This is a genomic window from Streptomyces antibioticus, from assembly GCF_002019855.1.
GTDB classification, from domain to species: Bacteria; Actinomycetota; Actinomycetes; order Streptomycetales; family Streptomycetaceae; genus Streptomyces; species Streptomyces antibioticus_B.
The window spans coordinates 7,500,800-7,525,188 of sequence record NZ_CM007717.1; the positions used below are offsets into that span (position 1 = coordinate 7,500,800).

Consider the following 24,389-nt stretch of genomic DNA (forward strand, 5'->3'; position numbering starts at 1 on the left):
TCAGCGGCAGAAGGGTGTGCTTCATGAACATGGCCGGATCCTGCGGTCCCGGCCCACCTTCCGGCAAGCGGATTTCACCTGCCGGCGCATCGGCGAGTGCTTGCCCGGCGGCCTGCTCGCTCGGCGGCCTGCTTGCCCGGGTTGCGGTTGCCTGGCCCGCGCCTGTCCGGGCTGCGCCGACCTGGTGTGTGCGTGTCCCGGCCCGCGGGCTGCGCGGGCCCGGCTTGCGCCTGCCCGGGCCCGCGGGCTGCGCCGGTCGTGCCCGCCCCGCGGCGCGCTCCCGCCGCGGCCCGCCGCCGGCCGGGCCTGTGACTGCCCTGACCCGCTCACATCCCGGCCCGCGACGGTCTCGACCCGCGACGGTCTCGGCCCGCGACGGTCTCGGCCCGCGACGGTCTCGGCCCGCGACGGTCTCGGCCCGCGACGGTCTCGGCCCGCGACGGTCTCGACCCCCTCTCGCCCCTAACGGCCGCCCGGCCGCCCGGCCGGATCAGCGTCCGTCGCGCAGCAGGGCGCAGACGAAGTCCTCCTGGAGGGCCCGCAGCCGTTCCAGGCGGGCCGGGGCCACGGTCTTGTTGATCTGGGAGGTCACGGAGAACGTCAGGGAGCGGCGGCCGTCGGGGGTGGCGGCCATGAGCTGGGTGTAGCCGGGGAAGTTGCCGGTGTGGCCGAGGACCGTGCCGCAGCGCGTCTGGTAGCGGAAGACGGCCAGGCCGGCGGTGTTGCGGCCCGGCCCCGCCGGTTCCGACGCGCCCTGGATCCAGCGCCGTTGCTCCCGAACGACCTGCTTGCCGTACAGCGCCCCGCCGACGTACCCGCGCACGAAACGCGTCGCGTCGGAGGGCGTGGAGACGATCCCGCCGGACGCCCAGACGCCGGAGGCGCTCAGCACCTCGCTGACGTCCTCGGGCGGGGCGGGCGGGCTCACGTCGTAGCCGTGCAGATACGGCGCCGGCATCCGGTAGCCCTGCGGCAGGCTGGTGCGCCGCAGGTCCAGCGGCCGGTAGACCAGCTTGCGCAGCAGCTCCTCGTACCGGGTGCCGGTGGCGGCCTCGGCCATCAGCGCGACGGCGATGTTGTCGGAGTTGGAGTACCGGTACCGGCTGCCCGGCCGGAACCGCAGCGGCTCGCCGGCCACGTAGTCGAGGAGCCGCCGTGAGTCGAAGCGGTGGCGCGGGTCGGCGGTCAGCACCCTCAGGAACGCGGGCGACTCGGTGTAGTCCGGCAGCCCGCTGGTGTGGTTCAGGAGCTGACGCAGCGTCACCGAGCCCCAGGCGCGCGGCAGTCGGGGGAGCCGCTTGCGCAGGGTGTCGTCCAGCCGCAGCGCGTGCCGGTCGACCAGGGACAGCGCCACCGCGCCGCTGAACGCCTTGGCGGTGCTGGCGATCCGCATGTGGTCGTCCGGGCGGGGCGCGCGCCCGGTGGCGAGGTCGGCCACGCCCGCCCGCACGATCCGGGTCTCCTTGTCGCGCCGCAGCACGGCGATCGCCCCGGGCGGACCGCCCGGCGAGGCCACGAACGCGGCGAGCCGGCGCTGGAGGGCGCTTTCGTCCGGCGGCGGCGCGGCCGTGGCACCGGCCGGCCCGGCCCCGGCCACCGCCGGGATCAGCGCCCCCAGACAGAGGGCGACGACGGTCACCGCCCGCAGCCGCGACCGCGGCGGGGCAGGGCGCGAGGACATGGACATCGGGGCTCCCGGAAGACGGACGGACCTACCGGAGGTCAAGCCTTCGGACACCGGCACCGCCCTGCCTCCCGGACTACTGCACACGGCCCAGACCCCGTCCCGAGGGCCCCGTTCAGTAGGGTGCGCGGATGACCGAACAGGACGAGCAGCGGCCCTTCCTCTACGTCGTCGTCTGCGCCGCCGGGATCGCCTCGGGTGTCGGCACGCTGATCGGCGCCGCCCGCGAGCGGGGGTGGCGGGTCGGGGTCATCGCGACGCCGCACGCCATGAACGGCTTCTTCGACACCGCCGCCGTGGAGGCGCTGACCGGACGCCCGATCCGCTCCGCCTGGCGGCGCCCGGACGATCCCCGTCCCTTCCCCGACCCCGACGCGGTCGTGGTCGCCCCGGCCACCTTCAACACGATCAACAAGTGGGCGGCCGGCATCGCCGACACCCTGGCGCTCGGCACCCTGTGCGAGGTGACGGCGACGGGCGTCCCGGTCGGCGTCCAGCCGTGCGTCTCCGCCGCCCTCGCCACCCATCCGGCCTACCGGGAAAGCCTGATACGGCTGCGCGGGATGGGCGTACGCTTCGGATCCCCCTACGACGGCGCGGACGGCACAGAGTTCGGGTGGAAGCCGGCGTTGGACCTGGTACGTCAGGAGCGGTGACGATGCAGTACGTGAAGCTCGGTTCGACGGGTCTGGACGTGTCGCGGATCTGTCTGGGCTGCATGACCTACGGTCTGCCCGACCGGGGCGTGCACGAGTGGACCCTCGACGAGGAGGCGTCCCGTCCGCTGATCCGGCAGGCGCTGGAGGCCGGCGTCACCTTCTTCGACACCGCGAACGTCTACTCCGACGGCACCAGCGAGGAGATCGTCGGCAGGGCGCTGCGCGACTTCGCCCGGCGCGACGAGATCGTCCTCGCCACGAAGGTGCACAGCCGGATGCGGACCGGGCCCAACGGCGCGGGACTGTCCCGCAAGGCGATCCTGTCCGAGCTGGACAACAGCCTGCGCCGGCTCGGCACCGACCACGTCGACCTCTACCAGATCCACCGCTTCGACCCGCACACCCCGGTCGAGGAGACCATGGAGGCGCTGCACGACGTGGTGAAGGCGGGCAAGGTCCGCTATCTCGGGGCCAGTTCGATGTACGCCTGGCAGTTCGCCAAGATGCAGCACGCCGCCGAACTGCACGGCTGGACGCGCTTCGTCTCCATGCAGAACCACTACAACCTCCTCTACCGCGAGGAGGAGCGCGAGATGCTGCCGCTCTGCGCGGACCAGGGTGTCGGCGTACTGCCCTGGAGTCCGCTGGCCCGCGGCCGGCTGACCCGCGACTGGGGCACCGTCACCGAGCGCAGCGCGACCGACGACTTCGGCGGCCGTCTCTACCTGGACGGCGACCACGCGATCGTCGCCGCCGTCTCCCGGATCGCGGCCGGACGCGGCGTCCCCCGCGCCCGGGTGGCCCTCGCCTGGCTGCTGAGCCGGAGCACGGTCACCGCCCCGATCGTCGGCGCCGCCAAGCCCCACCATCTCGACGACGCGGTGGCCGCACTGGAACTGGAGCTGAGCGAAAAGGAGTTGGCGGAGCTGGAGCAGCCCTATAGCCCGCATCCGATCGCCGGACACTGACCGGTCCGGCGTTCGCTGCCGCGAGCGTCTCCGATAACCCCCTTTATATCGTCCCGTTTTGACGCCTCATCAATTCCGTTGTGGCCGCGCCCGGCGCACGAAACGACGGTATCTCTTGTTCCGCTTGGTCAGGCTGTGCAAAGGTGTGCCGTGTCGCGCACGGGTCGTGCTGTCCCGCGCCGTGCGCGAGAGGCCCCTCTTCGGCGTCCGCACCCCCCACGCTTCACCGAAGCAAATCTATTGGTCTGGACTTTTCCATGGTCCGGACTTGATGACGCATGCCCCCAGGAGGAATGCACTCGTGAATCACGCAGGCATGTCGAATTCCCCTTCGGCGCGCCGCCTGGACGCGACGGACGAACAGCTCGGCGCCGAGCTGAAGCAGCAGTGGACGGGAGCGTCGCCCGCCCCGTACCCCGTCGGCGAACTCCTCGACCGGCACTGGGAGGCGGCCTTCGCCTACGCGCGGCTGTGCACGGACGGGGAACGCGCGGCGGGCATGCTCACCACCGCCGCCTTCACCCGCCTCTTCGGCGCGACCCTGCGCCAGGACGGCCCCACCGCCGCCTGGCGCCCCCACCTCCTGGTGACCATCCGCCGGCTCGCCGCCGAATGGGACGCCGACGGCCCCCGCGACCTGCTCCACCCCGAACTGCGCTCCCACCACGGCGACGGCGAGCGAGTCGCCGCCCGGCTGCTGCCGCCCGCCAACCGGCGCATGCTGTCCCGGGCCTTCCAGCGGCTGCCCCAGTCCGCCCGCTGTCTGCTGTGGCACACCGAGGTGGAGACCGAACCGCTGGCGACGCCCGCCGCGCTGCTCGGCCTCGACGACGACGGCGCCCGTGTCGAACTCCGGCGCGCCCGCGCCCGGTTGCGCGAGGAGGTCCTCCAGGTCCACAACGAGCTGGCCACCGACGAGGAGTGCCACCGCTACCACCGGCTCCTGGACGTCACCTGCCGGCGCGGCGGCGTCGACCTCGACGCCGATCTGCGCGCCCACACCGAGCGGTGCCGGCACTGCGCCCACACCGCCGACCAGCTCCTCCAGTTCGAGGGGCTGCTCGGGGTCGCGCTGGCCGAGGGCGTCCTGGGCTGGGCCGCCCACGCGTACCTGGCGGCGAGGGCCGCGGCCGCGGAGACCGCCGAGGCGTTTGTGGCGGAGGCGACCGCCGCGCCCGGCGAGCCCTTCACCGACGAGACCGGCCTGCCGACCGGTCCGGCCGCACCCCTCCCCACGGCCCCGGCACGCCCGGCCCGCGCCGCCCGCGGTTCCCGCACCGCCCCCGCCACCACCTCCGGTGTCTCCCGGAGCGCCGCGCGGTCCGCCGCGGGCCCTGCGGGCGACGCCCCGGCCGGGTCCCGCCGCTCCGTGCAGAAGGCGGTCCGCCGGGCCCGGCGCCGCCATCTGGCCGCCGCCGTCCTCACCGTGAGCGGACTTGTCGTCCTGCCCCTCGTGCTGTGGGCCACCCTCGGTTCCGGCGAGGGCTCCGGCCACACCGACGGGCAGGCGGACGGCCGGTCCGACACCCAGGCCGGCGGCCGGGGCGACGGCAAGGCCGCGACGAGCCCCGGCGCGGGCACCGGCTCCACCAGCTCCGACCCGTCCTGGATCGGTGCCCAGGACCCCCAGGGCACCCTGCGCGGCGGACTGCGCAACGTCTCCTCCGGGCTCTGCATCGGCATCGCGGGCGACCGGGCCGTCGAGGGCGCCGAGGCCGAACTCGCCACCTGTTCCAGCGCGCTCGGCCAGCAGTGGTCGTACGAGACCGACGGGCTGCTGCGCAGCACGGCCGACACCGGACTGTGCCTGGACTCCCGCCTCGGCTACTCCGTGCGGCTCGCCCCCTGCACGGGCGGCGCCCGGACGGACACCCGCGACCTGCGCTACGACTTCACCCTGCAGGGCACGCTCGTCCCCCGCTCGGGCCAGGACCTGGCGCTGGCACCCGCCGCCACCGACGGATCCGGCGCGCTCGTCCTGAAGAACCGCGAGGACGGCCCCGAACAGCGCTGGGTGATCGACACCTCGCAGTCCGACGCCCGGATGCAGCTCGTCAACTGGGGCGAGACCGGCAGCCCCGGCGTCACCCCGGCCCCCACCGCCGGAACGGCCACCCCGGCCCCGCAGCCGAGCAGCACGCCCTCGGCCTCCGCCCCGACGACCACCCCGTCCGCCACCGACGGCACAGGATGCTCGTACGGCGACCACCACGGCTGCGAGGACGACGACCGAGGAGGCTACGGCGACGGCCGCGGCCGGCACGGGGACGGACGCGACTAGGGCGGGTCCGCGAAGTGGCGTCGTCTGCCCGCAGGGCAGGGCTCGCGGCGTCCGGTGCGTGCGATCGCAAGGCGCAGGGCTGCCCGCGTACCCGTGGGACGCGGGTGGCCCGGCAACGCGGCTGGGGGTCCCCCTCCGGGGGAGCGCGTGCCAGGCGTCGCGAGCCGGACGGGACTTCGCGGACACGCCCTGGGCCGCCTCACACCACCTGGAGCGACACCCACAGCGTCACCACCGCCGGTACCAGGGTGGCCGGCACCGTGAGGAGTCCCAGGCGGGTGAACTCGCCGACCGCGACCCGTTGCGCGCGCTCGTGCACCACCCGGCGCCACAGCAGGGTGGCCAGCGAGCCGGCGTAGGTCAGGTTGGGGCCGATGTTCACGCCGATCAGGACCGCGAGCACCGCCCCGGCGCCGGCCGGGGCGGCCAGCGGGACCAGGACCAGGACCGCCGGCAGGTTGTTGATCAGGTTGGCCAGGACGGCGGCGACCGCGGCGACGGCGAGCAGGGCGAGCAGTCCCGTGCCGTCGGGCAGGGCGTGCCGCAGCGCGGTGGCCAGGCCGTTGTCGACGACCGCGCGGACGACGACGCCGAGGGCGAGCACGAACGCCAGGAACCCCGGCGCGGCGGACCGCGCGACGGCCGCCGGTGTCACCCGGCGCCGGGCCAGCGCCCGCCCCGCCATGACCAGCGCCCCGGCGCAGGCCGCCCACGCCGGTTCGACGCCGACGGCCGAGGCCACCACGAACCCGGCGAGCGTGCAGGCCACGGTGACCAGCGCGAACACCGGCACCTCGGGCGCCGGGCCGGTGTCCTCGACGGGCTCGGCGGCGGGCAGGTCGGCGGCGAAGAAGCGCCGGAACACCGCGTACTCGACGCTGATCGCGACCAGCCACGGCAGCGCCATCAGCGCGGTGAACCGGGTGAAGCTCAGCCCGCTCGCCGTGAACGCCAGCAGGTTGGTCAGGTTGGACACCGGCAGCAGCAGCGAGGCCGTGTTCGACAGATGGGCGCAGGCGTAGACGTGCGGTTTCGCCCGCACCCCCATCCGGGCGGCGGTGGCGAACACCACCGGGGTGAGCAGCACCACCGTGGCGTCCAGACTGAGCACGGCGGTGATCACGGACGCCAGCACGAACACGGCGGTGAGCAGGGTGCGGGGGCGTCCCGCCGCCCGCCGAGCCATCCAGGCACCGCACGCGGTGAAGAGCCCCTCGACGTCACACAGGTGCGCGAGGACCAGGACGGCCGCGAGGAACCCCACCACCGGTCCGAGCCGTTCGGCCTCCGCGAGCGCGTGCTCCGGCGAGATCGCGCCGAGGGCGATGAGGGCGGCCGCCGCGGGGACGGCGACGAGGGCCTCCGAGCGTCCGGCGGGGCGCAGCACCGCCCAGCCGAGCGAGGCGACGAGCAGGGCGGCGGACAGGGTTTCGGCGAGCGGCGCGTTCAGGGTGGATCTCCGGGCGGCGGGGTGAGGGCGTGCCCCGCCCCAGGACGTGCGGGTTCGGGTGTGCCGTCCATGTAAACACGCCGGCGTAAAGCGCTTGCCAAGTGACCGGTGCGCTCACTCCTGGTCGAGCAGGGTCAGTTCCGCCCAGATCGTCTTGCCGTCGCCGGTGTGCCGGCTGCCCCAGCGCTGGGTGAGCTGGGCCACCAGCAGCAGACCGCGGCCGCCCTCGTCCCAGGTCTTCGCCCGGCGCAGATGCGGGGCGGTGTGGCTGGTGTCGGAGACCTCGCAGATCAGGGTCTCCGCGTCATGGATCAGCCGGAGCCGGATGGGGTGGGAGCCGTAGCGGATGGCGTTGGTGACCAGCTCGCTCACCACCAGCTCGGTCGTGAACGACGCCTCGCTCAGCTCCCAGCGCGCGAGCTGGTCCACGACCTGTTTGCGGATCGGCGCGACCAGCGCCGGATCGGAGGGGATGTCCCAGGTGGCGACCTGCGAGGCGGGCAGCCCCCGGGTGCGGGCGAGCAGCAGGGCCACGTCGTCGGCGGCGTTGCCGACCGGCAGCAGGGCGTGCAGCACCCGGTCGCAGGTCTCGTCCAGGGAGCCGGAGAACGCGGCGAGCGCCTCGGTCAGCCGCCGTCTGCCGACCGCCGGTCCCCGCTCGCCGCAGTCGAGCAGACCGTCGGTGTAGAAGGCGAGGACACTGCCCTCGGGCAGCTCCAGCTCGGTCGACTCGAAGGGCAGACCGCCCACGCCCAGCGGCGGGCCCGGCGGCAGCTCGACCTCGCGCGGCACGCCGCCGGGCCGCAGCAGCACCGGCGAGGGATGGTCCGCCCCGGCCATGGTGCAGCGCCGCGACACCGGGTCGTACACCGCGTACAGACAGCTCGCGCCCACCTCGCCCGGGCTGCCGCCCTCGCCGCCCGCCGCCTCCTCGGAGAGCCGGACCACCAGGTCGTCGAGGTGGGTGAGGAGTTCGTCGGGGGCGAGGTCGATGTCGGCGAGCGTGCGCACGGCGGTCCGCAGCCGGCCCATCGTGGCCGACGCCTGCACACCGCTGCCCACGACGTCGCCGACGACCATGGCGACCCGCATCCCGGACAGCGGGATGACGTCGAACCAGTCGCCGCCCACCCCGGCCCGCGAGGCCGGCAGATAGCGGGACGCCGCGTCGACGGCGGCGGTGCGCGGCAGGGTGCGCGGGAGCAGGCTGCGCTGGAGGGCGAGGGCCGTCTCGCGCTCCCGGGAGAAGCGGCGCGCGTTGTCGATGCAGACGGCGGCCCGGGCGGTGATCTCCTCGGCGAGCAGCACGTCGTCCGGGGTGAAGGGGTCGGGCCGCCGGAACCGGGTGAGGACGGCCACCCCGAGGGTCGTGCCGCGGGCCCGGATCGGCACGGACATCGTGGAGTGGATGCCGATCTCGCGCACGCGCGCGTGCCGCGGGGCGTCCTGGGCGAGCCAGTCGTCGAGCCGGCCCTGCCGCACCGAGCCGACCGTGGTGCGGCCCGCGAGCAGCGAGTCGGCCTGCGGGGAACCGGCCGGATACTCCTGCACCTCGCCGGGCTTGGCCACGGCCTCCGGTTCGCCGGGGGTGATCGAGCGGTGTGCGCAGCGGCGCAGTCCGACGGGCGCCGAGAAGCGGGTGGGGGGCTCCCCGCCGTCCTGCGGCTCCAGCAGGTCGACGCTGACGAAGTCGGCGAGCGCGGGCACGCACACGTCCGCCAGCTCCTGCGCGGTGCGGGTGACGTCCAGGGTGGTGCCGATCCGCACACTCGCCTCGTTGACCAGGCGGAGCCGTTCGCGGGCGAGGTAGTTGTCGGTGAAGTCGTGGGCGGACAGACACACGCCCCGCACCCGGCCCTCGGCGTCGGTCACCGGCGCCAGCCGGGCCAGCCAGGCGTGCGCCCGCGCCTCGCCGCCGCTGCGGGTGTACGTCTGGACGTCCTGGGCGCGGCCGGTGGCGAGCACCCGCAGCATGTGCCGTTCCAGGTCGGTGCTCTGCGGCCGGCCGCCGATCTCGGAGGGCCGCAGCCCCCGCACCCGCTCCTCGGGCAGACCTATGGCCCGGGCCATCGCGGCGTTGATCCGCACCAGCCGCAGCCGTTCGTCGTAGACGGCGATCGCGCACGGGGACTGCAGCAGCGCGGCCGTGGTCAGCAGGTCGTCGGCGGGACGCGGGGCGTCGGGCAGCGGGGCGACGACGAGCCACCGGCCCGGGGCGTCGTCGTGCGGCGGCCGGCGGTGGGCGAGCAGCCACACCGGCACGGCACGGCCGTCACGGTGGCGCAGGGTGACCGTGCCGTCCCAGCGGCCCATGACCGGGAGCGGGAGCGGACCGTCGGCGAGGAGATCCCCCGCGGGGCGGCCGACCACCTCCGCCGGGCTCCAGCCGAGCAGGGTGCGCGCGCCCTCGTTCCAGTCGACGAGCGTGCCGGTGTCGTCGACGACCACCCGGGCCGTCGCGGCCTCGTCGAAGGGATACTCGGGGGTCATCGTCGCCACTCCATCGCGGACACTCACAGTGAACGGGCGCTGTCACATCCGTTCCAGCCTAGTCCGTCCGGCTGCCGGGCGGACCGGAACCCCCGCAGGTGCGGGGACCGTGGGTGCCGCGCGGCGTCAAGGGCCGTTCGGGGGCATGTGGTCCGGCGACCGGGTGGATGTCGTCCGGACCGTTGACGGGGTGTCATGACTGCGACAAACATAGCGGACGACCCTTCTTTGGGAGCGCTCCCATGGAATCGTCGTGGGACGCGTCCCGTAAATCCCCGAGGAGCCCGGACGTGAAACGACGCAGCACCGCCCTGCTGTCCCTCGCGGCCCTGCTGGGCGCGGCGCTCACCGCGCTGCCCGTGGCGCCGGCCGGGGCCGCCGACGAGGTCGAACAGGTGAGGAACGGCGGCTTCGACGGCACCGCCGACCCCTGGTGGACCAGCAACGTCACCGCCGGACTCACCGACGGCCGGCTCTGCGCCGACGTCCCGGGCGGCACCGCCGAACGCTGGGACGCCGCCGTCGGCCAGAACGGCCTCACCCTGGTGAAGGGCACCTCGTACCGGTTCTCCTTCACCGCCTCCGGGGCCCCCGAGGGACAGGTGGTGCGGGCGATCGTGGGGCTCGCGGACGCCCCCTACGACACCTGGTACGAAGTGACGCCCGCACTGGGGGAGTCGGGCACCACGTACTCCGCCACCTTCACCGCGCCCGTCGACTCCACCCGCGCCCAGGTCGCCTTCCAGGTCGGCGGCGCCGCCGACCCCTGGCGGTTCTGCCTGGACGACGTGTCCCTGCTCGGCGGGGTGCCGCCCGAGGTGTACGAGCCCGACACCGGGCCACGGGTGCGCGTCAACCAGGTCGCCTACCTCCCGGACGGCCCGAAGAACGCCACCCTCGTCACCGACGCCACCACCCGGCTGCCCTGGCGGCTGCGCGACGCCGCCGGGAGGACCGTCGCGCACGGCTGGACCGTACCGCGCGGCCTCGACGTCTCCTCCGGACAGCGCGTCCACTCCATCGACTTCGGCGCCCACCGGGCCCGCGGCACCGGCCTCACCCTGGTCGCGGACGGCGAGACCAGCCGCCCCTTCGACATCGGCACTGCCCGCTACGAGCGGCTCCGCCTGGACGCGGCCAAGTACTACTACACCCAGCGCAGCGGCACCCCGATCCGCGACGACCTGCGCCCCGGCTACGGCAGGGCCGCAGGTCACCTCGGCGTCGCCCCCAACCAGGGCGACACGGCCGTGCCCTGTCAGCCGGGAGTCTGCGACTACACCCTCGACGTCAGCGGCGGCTGGTACGACGCCGGCGACCACGGCAAGTACGTCGTCAACGGCGGCATCACCACCTGGGAACTGCTCAGCACCTACGAACGCTCCCTGCACGCCCGCACCGGCCGCCCCTCCCGGTTCGGCGACGGCACCCTCGCCCTCCCCGAGAGCGGCAACCGCGTCCCGGACCTCCTCGACGAGGCCCGCTGGGAACTCGACTTCCTGCTGAAGATGCAGGTGCCCGCCGGACAGCCGCTGGCCGGCATGGCCCACCACAAGGTCCACGACGAGCAGTGGACCGGGCTGCCCCTGCTGCCCGCCGCCGATCCGCAGAAACGCGAACTCCACCCGCCGACCACCACGGCCACCCTCAACCTGGCCGCCACCGCCGCCCAGGCCGCCCGCCTCTACCGCCCCTACGACAAGGCGTTCGCCCAGCGGGCGCTGAACGCCGCCCGCATGGCCTGGGCCGCCGCGCTCGCCCACCCGCACCTCTACGCCGACCCCGCCGACGGCACCGGCGGCGGCGCCTACCCCGACGACGACGCCACCGACGAGTTCTACTGGGCGGCCGCCGAGCTGTACCTCACCACCGGCGAACAGCGCTTCGCCGACCATGTGCTCGCCTCCCCGGCGCACACCGCCGACATCTTCGTCCCCAACGGCTTCGACTGGTCCCGCACGGCCGCCGCCGGCCGCCTCGACCTCGCGCTCGTCCCCAACGGGCTCCCCGGCCGCGACGCGGTCCGGCGCTCGGTGGTCCGGGGCGCCGACACCTACCTCGCCACCCTGGCCGCCCAGCCGTACGGCATGCCCTACGCCCCCGCCGGCAACCTCTACGACTGGGGCTCCGCCCACCAGGTCCTCAACAACGCCGTCGTCATCGCCACCGCCCATGACCTCACCGGCGCCACCAAGTACCGCGACGGCGCGGTCCAGAGCATCGACCACGTCCTCGGCCGCAACGCCCTCAACATCTCCTACGTCACCGGCTACGGCGAGGTCGCGGCCCGCAACCAGCACAGCCGCTGGTACGCCCACCAGTTGGACCCGGCGCTCCCGGGCCCACCGGCCGGCACCCTCGCGGGCGGCCCCAACTCCAGCATCCAGGACCCCTACGCGCAGAGCCTGCTCCAGGGCTGCGTCGGCCAGTTCTGCTACATCGACGACATCCAGTCCTGGTCGACCAACGAGACCGCGATCAACTGGAACGCGGCCCTGGTCCGCCTGGCGTCGTTCGTGGCGGACCAGGGCTGAGCGGGCGGTCGAGGGGTGAGCGGTTGAGGGTCGGACGCTCCGCGCACGTGCGCCCGGTCAGACGCCGACGTGGACGTGCGCGGCCCACAGCCAAGGGTTGTCGGGCCGGGCGTCGCGCCGCGCGAGGACGGCGCGGTGCAGGGCCCTGGCCGCCCGCCCGACGTCCGGCGGGCCGGTGCCGTCGTCGGTGAGGTCCGTGTAGAAGGCGTCCGTCAGCGCCGCTGCCGTAGCGTCCTGCACCGGCCACAGCGTCCCCACGACCTGGGCGTACCCGGCGAGCAGGAAGGAGGAGGTGAGCTGGAGCACCTCGTCGACGCGGTCGGGGGCGGCGCCCGCGGTGCTGCACGCCGAGAGGAAGGCGAGGTCGCCGCGGAGCCGCAACTGCGAGACCGCGCCCAGGGTGAGCGGCCGGGTCTCGTGGTCGTCGAGGAGGAGCCGGCTCTGCCGCGGGGAGCCCCAGTCGCTGACGGAGTGACAGGCGAAGTGGGCGATGCGGTGCCCGGGCAGCGCGCCGAGCACCGTGTCCCGGACCGTGTCCGGACTCTTCAGGAGGCGGGCGTCCGGCACGAGCGCGCGCAGCCGATCCGCCTCGCGCCGCACCCCGGGCAGCGCCGAGGCCAGCGGGGTGTCCGGCATCGCGACCACGAGCGTGCGCCGGGGCCCGTCGGCGCCGGCCTCGCGGCGGGCCAGCCGCGCCGACGCCAGGGCGCGCAGCGTGGGCGTGTACGAGGAGACGACACGGTCCATCACGGCACCGGGCCGGTGCCCGGCCGCGTGCAGCGGGAACCAGACCATCGGCCCCGTCGGACACCACCACAGCCGCGGCGGCCCGCCCTCCGGGCCCGCCGGGAGATGACCGCCCGACTCCAGCGCGTCGAGCACCGGACCCGTCACGGTGTCCCACAGCCACCCGAGGATCTCCCGCAACGGTTCGGCGGGCTGGGCTTCGGCCAGGGTGGCGTCCAGCAGCCGGTTCGCCTCCCGCTCGATCGCCTTCCACTCCAGGCCGGGCAGCGGGATCGCGCACAGCCCGGTGCGCGTCACGGCGAGCGCGTCGCACCGCCCGCGCGTCGCGTTGACGTACACCACCGGCCCCTCGGCGGCCTGTCCGCTCAGCTCGGCCCAGGTGGGCGGCAGCAGGAACCGTTCGAAGCCGGGCAGCGCGCGGATCTCCCCGAGCAGGGCGTCGCGTTCGGCGGCGAGGGAGAGGCGCCGCTCGGCGGTCCTGCGCCTGCGGTCGTCCGCCTCGTCGCGCGGGCCGCCGACGGTGGAGGCCAGCCGGACGAAGGAGTCCGGCGCCGCGGCGAGGTTGTCCAGGGCGCGCGCCCGCTCGCCCCACGCGTCGAACGCCTCGGCGAGCCCAGGCCGGCTCCGCCGCAGCCGGGCGAGATCGCCGCGCGCGTCCACGGACTCGGCCATCAGGACACCCCGGCTCTGCTCCAGGAGCTCCACGGCCCGTTCGGGCAGTCCGGCGTCGAGCGCGGCGGCCGCCGCGGCGGAGGCCAGCCCCGTGAGCCGACCGAGCCGGTGCTCGCGGTCCTCCCGGTCCAGCGTCCAGGGGACGACGCCCACCAGCAGCTCCATCGCCCGGTCGAAGGCTTCGCGCGCCTCGTCCAGCCGCCCGGCCTCGTGCGCGCACACGCCCCAGTACCAGGCGGTCTCCAGACGCCGCGACACCTCGCCTGCGCGGACACCGACGGCGGCGCGCAGGGCGGCGAGCGCCTCGTCCAGCACGGCCGGGTCCTGGCCGCGGAGGTACCGCTGCCAGCGGACGCGTCCCTGGAGCACCAGTACCGTGAAGCGGTCGACGGCGTCGCCGGTCGTCAGCAGGGCCGCCTCGGCGATGCTCCGTTCGGCTTCGTCGAGTCGGCCGGGGTCGTCCGTTTGTCCGTACCGTTCGATGTGGCCCATCGCCAGGTTGGTGAGAGCCGCGTGACGCAGCGTCGGAGAGCCGGTCGCCGCCGCGGCGCGCAGCAGAGCCGTTCCCGCGTCGTGGGCGTCCGGGTTCTCGGTGACCTCAGCGATCTCCTGGAACACGAGTGCCAGTTCGTTGAGGATCTGGGGTCGCAGCACATGGCCGTCAGAGGTCAGTTCGAGCGACTGCCGGCCGGACTCCGCGGCCGCCTCCAGCGAACCCGTGTCCCCCGTGCGCTGGTGGAACCGGAGCGCGGCGCGGGTGTAGGCCGACAGGTGCTCGGCGGACCAGTGGTCCCCGCGCGGGGAGTCCTCGATGGCCTGACGCGCGGTGGCGACGCTCTCCTCCAGCGGGCCCAGATCGCCGGTGGCCTCGTGCAGCAGGCCCAGGGTGCCGCTGAGGTTGGTCAGATACACCGGCCGGTCCACATGGCCGGGGGCGGTGCGGTCGACGGCGTTGCGCAGGTGCTGCGCCGCCTGCCGCAGGAACGCGACGTCCCCACTGGTGTCGAACCGTGAACGGACCACGATGGCAAGGTTGTTCCAGGTCGTGGCCAAGGGCGGGTCCTGCGTGGCCAGCGCCCGGCGACCCGCCTCCTCCGCCTCGGCCAGCGCTTCGGGGGAGTCCGTCGCCTGATGCAAGCGGGTGAGGACCATACAGAGGTTGGACCAGGCGTGGACGTCGACATGCCGGATTCCTTCCCGCACCGACGAGCGGGCGGCGGTGACGGCCTCCTCCAGCGCGTCCCGGTCGCCCGTCACCAGGAACCGGGTGTTCAGCAGCAGCGCGAGGTTCGTCAGCACCAGGCTGCGGTGCCAGTCGTGTTCCGAGGAGGCCGCTGCGGCGCTCCGGGCGTACGTCACGGCCTCCTCGAGGACGGCCGCGTCCCGGGTGAGCAGGAACGTGTCGTGCAGTGCCAGACCCAGGGCGGAGAAGACGGTGACGGTGTCGCGCACCGGTTCGCCGTAGGCGTGGACCGCGGCCCGGCCGACGGTGACGGCCTCCTCCAGCAGGGCGAGCCGGCCCGTCCGCTCGTACCAGTCGTGGAGGATCGGGGCCAGGTTGGCGCGCAGGAGTTCGGGCCTGCTCACGGACGACTCGGCCAGGCCCGCCCGCAGGACGTCCGCGGCCTCCCGCGGCGCGTCGGGGGCGTCAGACGCCTCGGCCTGCGCCTGAAGGCACTCCGCAAGCCGGGCCAGGCACCGGGTGTACCTGTCGTCGTGCGGAAGCGGCGCGTGGACGAGCCGGCGCAGGTCGGCCACCACCTCGGCCAGGGCCTCGGGCTCACCGTGGCGCTGATGGGCGAGGAGCACGAGCGACGCCCGGTCGGCCTGACCGTGCAGTTGCCCGGGGGCGTCGGCCGGGGTGAGCGCGGTGGCCTCCCGTCCCGCTGCGAGGGCGTCCGACATCAGCGCACGGTCGTCGCCGTGCTGGACGACGCCCATCGCCGCCTGGACGAAGCGCCACAGGCCGGCCGCTCGCTCCGGGCCCCGTTCCGTCGGCGTCGGCAGGAAGGAGCGGGTCAGACGCGTGAGGTCGCTCAGCGTCTCGGGCGACCCGGTCAGCAGGAGCAGTTGGCGAAGGCCGTTGTAGAGCGCGGTCCGCAGGTCGAGTTCGCAGGGATCACCGGGCAAAGTCCCGTCCAGGACCGCCCGGCACAGCGCCACCTGCCGCCGCAGCAGGTCCTCCGTGTCATCGGAAGTACGGCAGAGCGCCCGCAGCAGTTGGCGGCAGTGGGTCTCGGCCTCCGTGCCGACGGCACGCTCCTCCCACGCCCTGCCGACGACGTCCAGGGCCTCCCGCCGGGCCTCGGCGGAGGGCCTCTCCACGGCGTTGGTGGTCAGCGCTCGGGCGAAGTCGAGGAGCGCCTCGGCCCGTTCCCGCGGTCCGGCCGCGTCGAGGAAGCGCCGCAGGACGTCGGCGCGCTCCCTCCGCCTGGCGGCCTCGTCGGGCCCCTCGACGAGCAGGACGATGTACAGGTTCCGCAGGGCCGTGGCGGCGGAGAGTTCCTCGGACGTCTGCCGGGTCACATCCCGGGTCACCGCCACGGCCTCCGCCAGTACGGCCGGATCGGCCCGGAGCTGATGGATCAGCGTCAGCGCGGCCCCCAGCACGTGCAACGCCAACGGGCGCAGCTCCGCGCCCTCCGGCAGCAGCGCGACCGCGGCGCGGGCGGTGGTCAGGGACTCCTCCGCCACTTGGAGGTCATCCGTCTCCTTCGCCAGGTCGTGCAGGGTCCTCGCCAGCTCGCGCAACACCGGCGCCCGGCGCGGATCGCCGTCCGGGGCCGCCGCCACGGCCGCGCGCCGCCAGTGCAGCGCCGCCCCCAGGGTGACCTCACCGGTCCGGTCGTGCAGCCGCTCCAACTGGCGGGCGGTGTGGGAGAAGTACTCGGGGCGCTGCGGATGGCGCAGGGGCAGCGCCTCGCATACGTGCCGGAGCAGCAGGACCGCGGTCAACAGGGCGTCGACGTCCCCGGTCCGCTCGTACCGGTCCACCAGGACCGCGGCCCGCCGCTGCCACTGCAGGGGGCCGCCCTGCGGCCGGTAGGCGTCGCTCAGTCGCGCCCCGACCTCGGGCGGAAGTCGCTCGGGGGCGTCCAGCCACACCGTCTCCAGCAGGCCGAGCGCCGCCTCCCGGGACTGTCCGCGCCGCGTGAGGCGGGCCGCCGTGTGCCGGTACCAGAAGAACAGCCCGGCCGCCCGGCGCACCTCGTGATCACCGCGGAGCGACGCGCCCACGCTCGCCACCAGCCGCCCGGCCTCGACGTACCCGTCGACGGAGAGCGCCGTGCGGTCCCCGTCCCGCTCCCACCGCCGTATCCGCTCCTCGACAGCGGCCAGCAGCTCCCGCCGCCGTTCGGTGTCCGGCTCCGGCTCCGGCCCCGTCTCGTTCTCCGTCATGCCCCACCCCCGGTGACGAGCAGGATGCGTCCGGTCCGGCCCGGCAACAAGGGCGCACGATGTGCGGCACGCGCCCCTTACCGTCGGTACCGCATCGGCACCCCGCTGAGCTGGGGACATTTACGGCCGAGTACCCGGGCGCTACCGTGAGGGGCATGCCAGCCCTCAATGTGGAGTTCAGCGATCGCGAGCTGGAGGACCTGCGGCGGATCGCCAAGGAACGCGGCATCTCGATGAAGACGCTCGTCCGGCAGGCCGCCGCCGCGGACATCGCGCGGCACCGGGCGCTCCAGGAGGGCGCCGAAGCGTTTCGGACGTTCTTCACGGCCCACGCCGACGAGTTCGCGGCCGCCTTCCCCGAGGACGAACCCTCCGCCAGGGGCACGGGGCGGGTCGTCTGACCGATGGCAGCCGTCCTCCACATCGACGTGCCCTGGCTGCTCCGGCGCCACGAGGAGGTGCTGCCGGAGCAGCCCGCCATCGACGACTTCTCGGCGCTGGTCGCCGCCGTCGCCCGGCACCGGGTCGACCCGCCCCGGCTCGGTGTGAACTCCGACCCGGCCTGGCGGGCCACCGCGCTGCTGCACACGCTCGCCCTGCTCAGACCCCTGCCCGCGGCCAACGCCCGCTTCGCCTGCGCGACGGCGGTGGCCTACATGTTCGTCAGCGGCGTCGGCATCGACCCGCCCTACGGCGCCCTAGTCGACCTCACCCGGGACCTGATCGACGGCAAGACGGACGTCTACGGCGCCGCGGACCGGCTGCGGTCCTGGCAGATCTGACACCCCCCGGCCACCCCTGAAACCTCGTGGGCCGCCGGCCGAGGGCGGGAGGAGCACGGCCGGCGGCCAGGGCGCGCGGGAGAGCCGCCGTCCCGCGCGGGGCCTTCCGAGGAAGTGGCCGGTTCCAGTCCACTACGCGGCACCGCGCGCGGGAAGGTGCGCGAGGGCCCGGCGGGTGCGCGCGTTTCACACGGGGCGCAAGAGCGGAGGAAAGGGGTGCCGAGGGGCATGCCGACGGTCCCGTCTGTCGACTTTCTTTCAACAAGGGCCCGCTTGTCCTCGCGCCTTGTTGCGTACGACTCAGTTGTGCGAGGGTGACGCGTGGGGCGGGGGGTGAAAGCGGGATCTCCGCGTTCGCCGGCGGAGTCGAGTTTCGCGCTCCCCGTCGCGTCGACCAGGTACGTACCAAAGGAAACCCTCAGTGCCCACCCCCCAGCCTCCTCGTCCCCCCTACCCGCCGCCAGGCGGGGCCCCCGGCGAATCCGACGAGTCGCTCGCCGCGGGGATACGCGGCGGCACGGACAGCGAAGTGGCCCAGTCCACCGCGCTGCTGATCGCCCGGCACTGGCGGCCGGTGCACGAGTACGCGGTCATCTGCCTCGCGTCCGGCGGGAACGTGTCCAACATGCTCACCGCGGCCGCCTTCCACCAGGTCTTCGACCGGGTGAAGCTCGGCGAGCCCGGCACCGCGCTGCGCCCCCGACTCCTGGTGACCGTACGGGACATGGCCCGGCTGTGGGCCGCCGACCCCGGTATCTCCGACGTCCTTCCGGTGCTGACCAAACCGGCCGGCGCCCGCGGCATGCGCACCTCGAAGTCGCTGATCCCCGACAACCGCGTCCTCGCCGAACGCTCCTTCCAGGGCCTGCCCGCGGTCGCCCGCTGCGTCCTGTGGCACGTGGAGGTCGAGGCCGAGGACATCACCGTCGCCGCCGGACTGCTCGGCATGGACTACGAGACCGTCACCGGCACCCTCGAACAGGCCCGGGACAAGCTGCGCGAGGGCCTGGTGCGCGCCCACCGCGAACTCGCCCCCAGCAAGGACTGCCGCTTCTACAACCGGCTCCTCGACGTCCCCATCCGGCGTGGCGGCGACCTCCTCCCGGACGTCCGCTCGCACCTGGACGAATGCCGCTACTGCCGTGCCGCCGCCGAACAACTCGGCCATTTCGAGAACGGCTTGGGCGTCCTGCTCACCGAGGCCGTGCTCGGCTGGGGCGCCCGCCGCTACCACGACACCCGACCCGGCCGCGACAAGCAGCAGTCCGTACGGCTGCGCGGCTCCGCCCGGCACCGGGGCGGCGGCGGGACCCGTGGCCGGCGCTCCACCCTGCTCTCGCGCCTGTCCGCGCCCCGCCGGGGGGCGTCCGGCGGACCCCGTTCGCCGCGCGCCCTGTTCACCGGCGTCGGCCTCGCCTCGGCCGGGCTGCTCACCACCCTGCTCGCGGCCGGCGTGTGGTCCGACGACGGCGGCGCCGACCCGGCCGCCGCCACCAGCGGGTCCGCCCCCGGCACCGACTCCCGGGCCGCCACCGGCTCGCCCACCAACCCCGCGCAACTGCCCACCGCGTCCGGCCGGACCACCCTGCGCAACATCGGCACCGACCTCTGTCTCGACGTGCAGGGCGAGCCGGCCGCCGGGGCCGCCGTCCAGCTCGCGGAGTGCTCGGGCGAGGCCACCCAGCAGTGGTCGTACTCCGACGACGGCATGCTGAGCAGTGTCGCCGACCCCGGCCTGTGCGTGGACGCGCACGCGGACGCCGGGGTCGTCATCCTGGGCGACTGCGCCGACACCGGCGACCCGCGCGCCGACGACGTGCGCTACGACCTCACCGCCCAGGGCGAGTTGCTGCCCCGCTGGGACGACGCCCTGGCGCTCGCGCCGGCCGGTGAGGAGCCGGGCGCCGACGTGGTGGTGAAGGTCCGCGACCGTTCGCCCTCGCAACGCTGGGCCACCGAGGCCGTCTCCGCCACACCCGGCTCACTGGCGGTCACCCCGCCGGCGGCCCACCCGGCGGCCCACCCGGCGGGCTTCCCCGACGACACGGCCTGAGACACCCGCCTGAGGCGCCCGGCCTGAGCCCTCGGCCGGAGACGCCAGGCCGGAGGCGCCCGGCGTGAGGCGCCCGGCGTGAGGCGCCCGGCCCGAACCCCCGGCCTGAGGCGTCCGGCCTGCGATGCCCGACCTGAGGCGCCGTCATCCTTCGGCCGTCTCCAGGTCGTGCGGTCCGACCGTCGTCGGGCTCGCGTGGCCGGAGAGGGCGAGGGTGAGGTCCAGTTCGGCCAGCAGACAGCGGATCACGTGCTCGACGCCGGGCTGTCCGTCCAGGCCGAGGCCGTAGACGTACGGCCGGCCCAGCAGCACGGCGCGGGCGCCCAGCGCGAGGGCCTTGAACACGTCGTCGCCGGTGCGGATCCCGCTGTCGAACAGCACGGTCAGCCGGTCGCCGACCGCCTGTGCCACCCGGGGCAGCGCGTCGGCGGCGGCGACCGAACCGGCCACCTGCCGGCCGCCGTGGTTGGACACCACCACGCCGTCCATCCCGGCGTCGGCGGCCAGCCGGGCGTCGTCCGGGTGCAGGACGCCCTTCAGGACGATCGGACCGTCCCAGTGCTCGCGCAGGAACGCCAGATCCGGCCAGGTCTTCCCGGGGTCCGCGAACAGGCCGGTGAAGTGCAGCACGGCGGCGTTCGGGTCCTCGTGCACCGGCTTGGCCAGGCCCGCCAGGAACGCCGGGTCGGAGAAGTAGTTGGCGGTGCCGACGCCGTGCAGGAACGGCAGATACGCCTGGTCGAGATCGCGCGGCCGCCAGGCGAGGAGCGGGGTGTCCAGGGTGACCACCAGCACCGAGAAGCCGCTCGCCCGCGCCCGGTCCAGGAAACTCCGGGTCACCTCGCGGTCCTTGGACCAGTAGAGCTGGAACCAGCGCTCCGCGTCCCCCATCGCCTCGGCCACCTGCTCGATCGGGGTGCTGGAGGCGGAGGAGAGGACGAACGGCACGCCCTGCGCGGCGGCGGCCCGCGCGGCCGCCCGCTCCGCCTCCGGATGCATGATCGACAGCACCCCGACCGGCGCCAGCGCCAGCGGGGCGGGCAGCGCCCGGCCCAGCACCTCCACCGACAGGTCCCGCTCGTGCACGTCCCGCAGCATCCGCGGCACGATCCGGCGGCGCTCCAGGGCCCGCCGGTTGGCGCGGGCCGTGCTGCCGTCGCCCGCGCTGCCCGCCACATAGCCGACCGGACCCGGCCCGAGCCGACGCTCGGTCAGTTCCTCCAGCCGGGTCAGATCGGTGGGCAGCCGGGGGACGGCGCCCGTCATGCCGTTCAGATAGATCTCGTACTGGAAGTCGGCCCAGTGCTTGGCCATCCGCCCGTCCCGCCTCTCGTCGTCGAGCTCGCGTGCACGGCGACGATACCCGCCGGTAGCGGGGCGGAGGAGGGGGCGGGCGGGGTCCGGTCAGGGACTCCGGTCAGGGGCTCTGGCCGGGGACTTCGTCCGGTGGCTCGGCCCGAGGGATCAGTCCGGTGGCTCGGCCCACGGGCTCAGTCCGCGGCGGCCGACTCGCGCGGGACGCAGGCCAGTTGGCGTGGCTGCGAGAACATCGGCCAGTGGCCGGTGTCCAGTTCCACCAGCTCCCATCGGCCGCCTTCGACCGGGCCGGCCACCGCGGGCGGCGGAACGGCCCCGTCCAGGAGGCACTTGACGTGCGTGGCGGGCACGTCACCCGGCGAGCCCTTCGGTTCGGCCGACGCGGTGAGCGTGGCGCCCGGGTGCGGGGTGCCCTCGACCAGGATCCGGGCGCTCTGCGCGTCCGTGAGCCCCTGCCCCCGCGAACTCCTCAGCGGCCGGGACCGGCCACAGCCCGCCGTGCTCCTCGATCGCGGCGCGGACCGGATCGCTGGACCGGCCCAGACAGGAAGTCCTCCCCGTCGAAGGGGACGCTCGCGTCGACGTACACCACCCGTCTCACCCGGTCCCCGATCCGCTCCGCAGCCTGTCCGACCGGATGGGCGTGGTCCCCGGCGGCGCGCAGCTCGGCCGCGACCTCGTCCCACGCCCACGCGCCCAGCCAGGCCCCCGGCACCACCACGAAATGAGTCACGCGGGCAGCGTGGCGGAGGGGTCTGACAACGCCCCCTCCTCCGGTCCCTCCTCCGACCGCTCCTCGCCCTCCGCACCGGGTCCGGTGATGGGCCGCACCGGCACGTCCACCGTTCTGGCCAGCCGGGCGCCCTCGGGGCCGTACACCGCGCGAGGTTCGGGGAAGAGCCGCAGCAGGGTCAGGTAGAGCACGGCGGCGACGGCCAGGGACAGCGGCAGGCCGATGTCGACGCCGTTCGCGAGATCGCCGAGCGGGCCCACGAACTGGCCCGGGATGTTGGTGAACAGCACCCCGAGCAGCGCCGAGACCCACCACGCGGTCATGCCGCGCCAGTTCCAGCCGTGCGCGAACCAGTAACGCCCGCCGCGCTGACGGCGGTTGAAGACCTGGAGCGCCTCCGGGTCGTACCAGCCGCGCCGGGTGAGGAAGCCCAGCATCATGACGACCATCCAGGGCGTCGTACACGTGATGATCATGGTGGCGAAGGTGGAGATGGACTGGACGAGGTCCAGGGCGAACCGGCCGACGAAGATGAAGCCGATCGACACCAGGCCGACCAGCACCGTGGCCCGGACCCGGGACAGCCGGGGGAACACCGAGGAGAAGTCCAGCCCCGTGCCGTACAGCGAGGTCGTGCCGGTGGACATGCCGCCGATCAGGGCGAGCAGACACACCGGCAGGAAGAACCAGCCGGGCGAGATCGCCAGCAGCCCGCCCACGAAGTCGGGGGCGGCCGGGTCGACGTACTCGGGGGCCCGCGCGGCGATGATGCTCGCCGTGCCCAGACCGAAGAGGAACGGCAGCAGCGTCGCGAGCTGGGAGAGGAACGCGGCGCCGATCACCCGGCGGCGCGGGGTGTCGGCCGGGATGTAGCGCGACCAGTCGCCGAGGAACGCCCCGAACGACACCGGGTTGGACAGCACGATCAGGGCCGCGCCGATGAACGACGGCCAGAACAGTGAACGGGTCGCCGCGTCCGCGGAGTCGGTGAAGACACCGGCGTAGGAGGCGTCGAAGTCCCCGGCGAACGCGATCGCGCCGACCAGGAACAGCACGGTCGCCGAGGTCACCGCGATCTTGTTGACGAACAGCATGAACCGGAAGCCGTAGACGCAGACCGCGAGCACCAGCGCGGCGAACAGCGCGTACGCGACGGCGTAGGTGAGGTCGCCGCGCGGCAGGCCGAACAGCCGGTGGGCGCCGCCGACCAGCGCGTCTCCGGAGCTCCACACCGAGATGGAGAAGAACGCGACGGCGGTCAGCAGGGAGAGGAACGAGCCGACGATCCGGCCGTGCACGCCCAGGTGCGCGGAGGACGAGACGGCGTTGTTGGTGCCGTTGACCGGTCCGAAGACCGCCATCGGGCACAGGATCAGGGCGCCGACGACGACCCCGAGGAGGGTGGCGGCCAGGCCCTGCCAGAAGGACAGGCCGAAGAGGATCGGGAAGGCGCCGAGGACGCAGGTGGAGAAGGTGTTCGCCCCGCCGAAGGCCAGCCGGAACAGGTCGAACGGGGTCGCGGTGCGCTCGGCGTCGGGGATGCGGTCCACGCCGTGGCTCTCGACCTCGGTGAGAGCCGGGGGAGGCGTGACGGGGGCGGGGGAAGGGCCGGGGGAGGGGGTGGGTGCGGTCAAGGCAGGCTCCAGCAGCGGGTGTTCGACGGTGGAGCGCGGGGTGGCGCGTGTGGAACGCGGACGGCCGGTGCCGCCGCCGGGTGGGCGGTGCGGGCGGACGCCGTCCGGGGACGGGGTGCGCCGAAGGTACGGGTCATGACAAGCCCTCGACCAGCAGGCGGATCATCCTTTTTTCGCGGCCCAGATGGATGAATCGTCCTGGCGTTTCGGCGTTGCAGCAAAGTTCGCAGGGGCGAATCACGGTCCGAGCGGAATGTTTCAGGCCGATTAAGCAAGCTAGGGAAACCAGCCAAGTGGCCGACTTCGGGGCTCCGGAAGCCCTTGCTTTCGGCGTTGTAACGTTCGAATTCTGTGACTTCACGCCACTGTTTGAATACGCAATGTTACTGAAACGCGTGGGGTCGATGTGAGTTTCGGCGCCGGACTCGGCAGAGTGGCGCTCGCCGGATCCGACGCCGATCGCATCGGCCGGCACCCCCCGAATCGAGCGGAAGGATGCACACAATGCGGAACACCGCGCGCTGGGCAGCGACTCTCGGCCTCACGGCCGCCGCCGTCTGCGGACCCCTCACCGGGTCCGCGCTCGCCGCCCCGGCCGCAGCACCGGCCTCGCTCTACGCCCCGTCGGCCCTGGTGCTCACCATGGGCCACGGCGAGAGCGCCGCCACCGTCAACGCGGCTCGTGCCGTCACCCTGAACTGCGCGCCCGGTGCCTCCGGCACCCACCCGGCACCGGCCCTGGCCTGTGCCGAACTGCGCGCCGCGGGAGGCGACCTGGAGCTGCTGGCGGGGAGCACGAGCGGCAGGGTGTGTACCAAGCAGTACGACCCCGTCGTCGTCACCGCCGACGGAGTGTGGCAGGGCAAGCGCGTCTCCTTCGAGCGCACCTTCGCCAACGAATGCGTGAAGAACGCTGCCGTGAGCACGCTCTTCGCGTTCTGAGACCGGGATCGCGTACCCCCCGTGGACGCCGCGACAGGCTCGTG

General features: G+C 74.2%; 14 protein-coding genes and 1 pseudogene. 8 read left to right on the forward strand and 7 right to left on the reverse strand.

The window, feature by feature from the left end; genetic code table 11:
- Positions 1–490: 490 nt before the first annotated feature.
- Positions 491–1,687 (reverse strand): serine hydrolase domain-containing protein, encoded by a 1,197-nt coding sequence (locus AFM16_RS34080; RefSeq protein ID WP_370628120.1) that lies wholly within the window; start codon positions 1,685–1,687, stop codon positions 491–493.
- Positions 1,688–1,815: 128 nt separating this feature from the next.
- Here AFM16_RS34080 and AFM16_RS34085 point away from each other — a divergent pair, with 128 nt between their 5' ends.
- The 3 genes from AFM16_RS34085 (at position 1,816) to AFM16_RS34095 (ending at position 5,592) form a co-directional block, all read left to right on the forward strand.
- Positions 1,816–2,340, forward strand: a complete 525-nt coding sequence (locus AFM16_RS34085; RefSeq protein ID WP_030791886.1) for a flavoprotein — start codon at positions 1,816–1,818, stop codon at positions 2,338–2,340.
- Between the two features lie 2 nt (positions 2,341–2,342).
- A complete protein-coding gene (locus tag AFM16_RS34090; protein ID WP_030791888.1) occupies positions 2,343–3,311 on the forward strand; it encodes an aldo/keto reductase in 969 nt (322 codons plus the stop codon).
- 316 nt (positions 3,312–3,627) lie between these two features.
- Complete coding sequence (locus tag AFM16_RS34095; RefSeq protein ID WP_245177868.1) at positions 3,628–5,592, forward strand: RICIN domain-containing protein; 1,965 nt, start codon at positions 3,628–3,630, stop codon at positions 5,590–5,592.
- Positions 5,593–5,791: 199 nt separating this feature from the next.
- Here AFM16_RS34095 and AFM16_RS34100 read toward each other — a convergent pair whose 3' ends face one another.
- A complete protein-coding gene (locus AFM16_RS34100; protein WP_030791893.1) occupies positions 5,792–7,042 on the reverse strand; it encodes an SLC13 family permease in 1,251 nt (416 codons plus the stop codon).
- 114 nt (positions 7,043–7,156) lie between these two features.
- A complete protein-coding gene (locus tag AFM16_RS34105) occupies positions 7,157–9,532 on the reverse strand; it encodes a SpoIIE family protein phosphatase (RefSeq protein WP_078636249.1) in 2,376 nt (791 codons plus the stop codon).
- Between the two features lie 290 nt (positions 9,533–9,822).
- On the opposite strand from AFM16_RS34105, the gene AFM16_RS34110 reads away from it, so the two are divergent.
- On the forward strand, positions 9,823–12,066 hold the full coding sequence (locus AFM16_RS34110) for a glycoside hydrolase family 9 protein (RefSeq protein ID WP_078636250.1): 2,244 nt from the start codon (positions 9,823–9,825) through the stop codon (positions 12,064–12,066).
- A 57-nt stretch (positions 12,067–12,123) separates the two neighbouring features.
- Here the strand turns inward: AFM16_RS34110 and AFM16_RS34115 are convergent, their stop codons facing one another.
- Positions 12,124–16,884: a CHAT domain-containing protein gene (locus AFM16_RS34115; RefSeq protein WP_078636251.1), complete on the reverse strand. Its 4,761-nt coding sequence runs from the start codon at positions 16,882–16,884 to the stop codon at positions 12,124–12,126.
- A gap of 155 nt (positions 16,885–17,039) precedes the next feature.
- On the opposite strand from AFM16_RS34115, the gene AFM16_RS34120 reads away from it, so the two are divergent.
- From AFM16_RS34120 to AFM16_RS34130, 3 genes are all read left to right on the forward strand, one after another.
- Entirely contained in the window at positions 17,040–17,285 is a 246-nt protein-coding gene (locus AFM16_RS34120; protein WP_030791905.1) for a thioredoxin domain-containing protein, read from the forward strand.
- Between the two features lie 3 nt (positions 17,286–17,288).
- Complete coding sequence (locus AFM16_RS34125) at positions 17,289–17,666, forward strand: hypothetical protein (RefSeq protein ID WP_030791908.1); 378 nt, start codon at positions 17,289–17,291, stop codon at positions 17,664–17,666.
- A gap of 421 nt (positions 17,667–18,087) precedes the next feature.
- Positions 18,088–19,719, forward strand: coding sequence for an RICIN domain-containing protein (locus AFM16_RS34130; protein ID WP_078636252.1), 1,632 nt, complete (start codon positions 18,088–18,090; stop codon positions 19,717–19,719).
- 144 nt (positions 19,720–19,863) lie between these two features.
- Here the strand turns inward: AFM16_RS34130 and AFM16_RS34135 are convergent, their stop codons facing one another.
- The 3 genes and pseudogenes from AFM16_RS34135 to AFM16_RS34145 form a co-directional block, all read right to left on the reverse strand.
- On the reverse strand, positions 19,864–21,033 hold the full coding sequence (locus AFM16_RS34135; RefSeq protein WP_078636253.1) for a lactate 2-monooxygenase: 1,170 nt from the start codon (positions 21,031–21,033) through the stop codon (positions 19,864–19,866).
- Between the two features lie 176 nt (positions 21,034–21,209).
- Positions 21,210–21,769 (reverse strand): annotated as a pseudogene (locus AFM16_RS34140) (alpha/beta hydrolase).
- The gene (locus tag AFM16_RS34145) at positions 21,766–23,403 is read right to left on the reverse strand and encodes a purine-cytosine permease family protein (RefSeq protein ID WP_078636254.1); all 1,638 of its coding nucleotides are present in this window, start codon (positions 23,401–23,403) and stop codon (positions 21,766–21,768) included. The pseudogene AFM16_RS34140 and the gene AFM16_RS34145 overlap by 4 nt, the downstream one beginning before the upstream one ends.
- 504 nt (positions 23,404–23,907) lie before the next feature.
- On the opposite strand from AFM16_RS34145, the gene AFM16_RS34150 reads away from it, so the two are divergent.
- Positions 23,908–24,345, forward strand: coding sequence for a protease inhibitor (locus AFM16_RS34150; RefSeq protein ID WP_107419210.1), 438 nt, complete (start codon positions 23,908–23,910; stop codon positions 24,343–24,345).
- Positions 24,346–24,389: the final 44 nt, after the last annotated feature.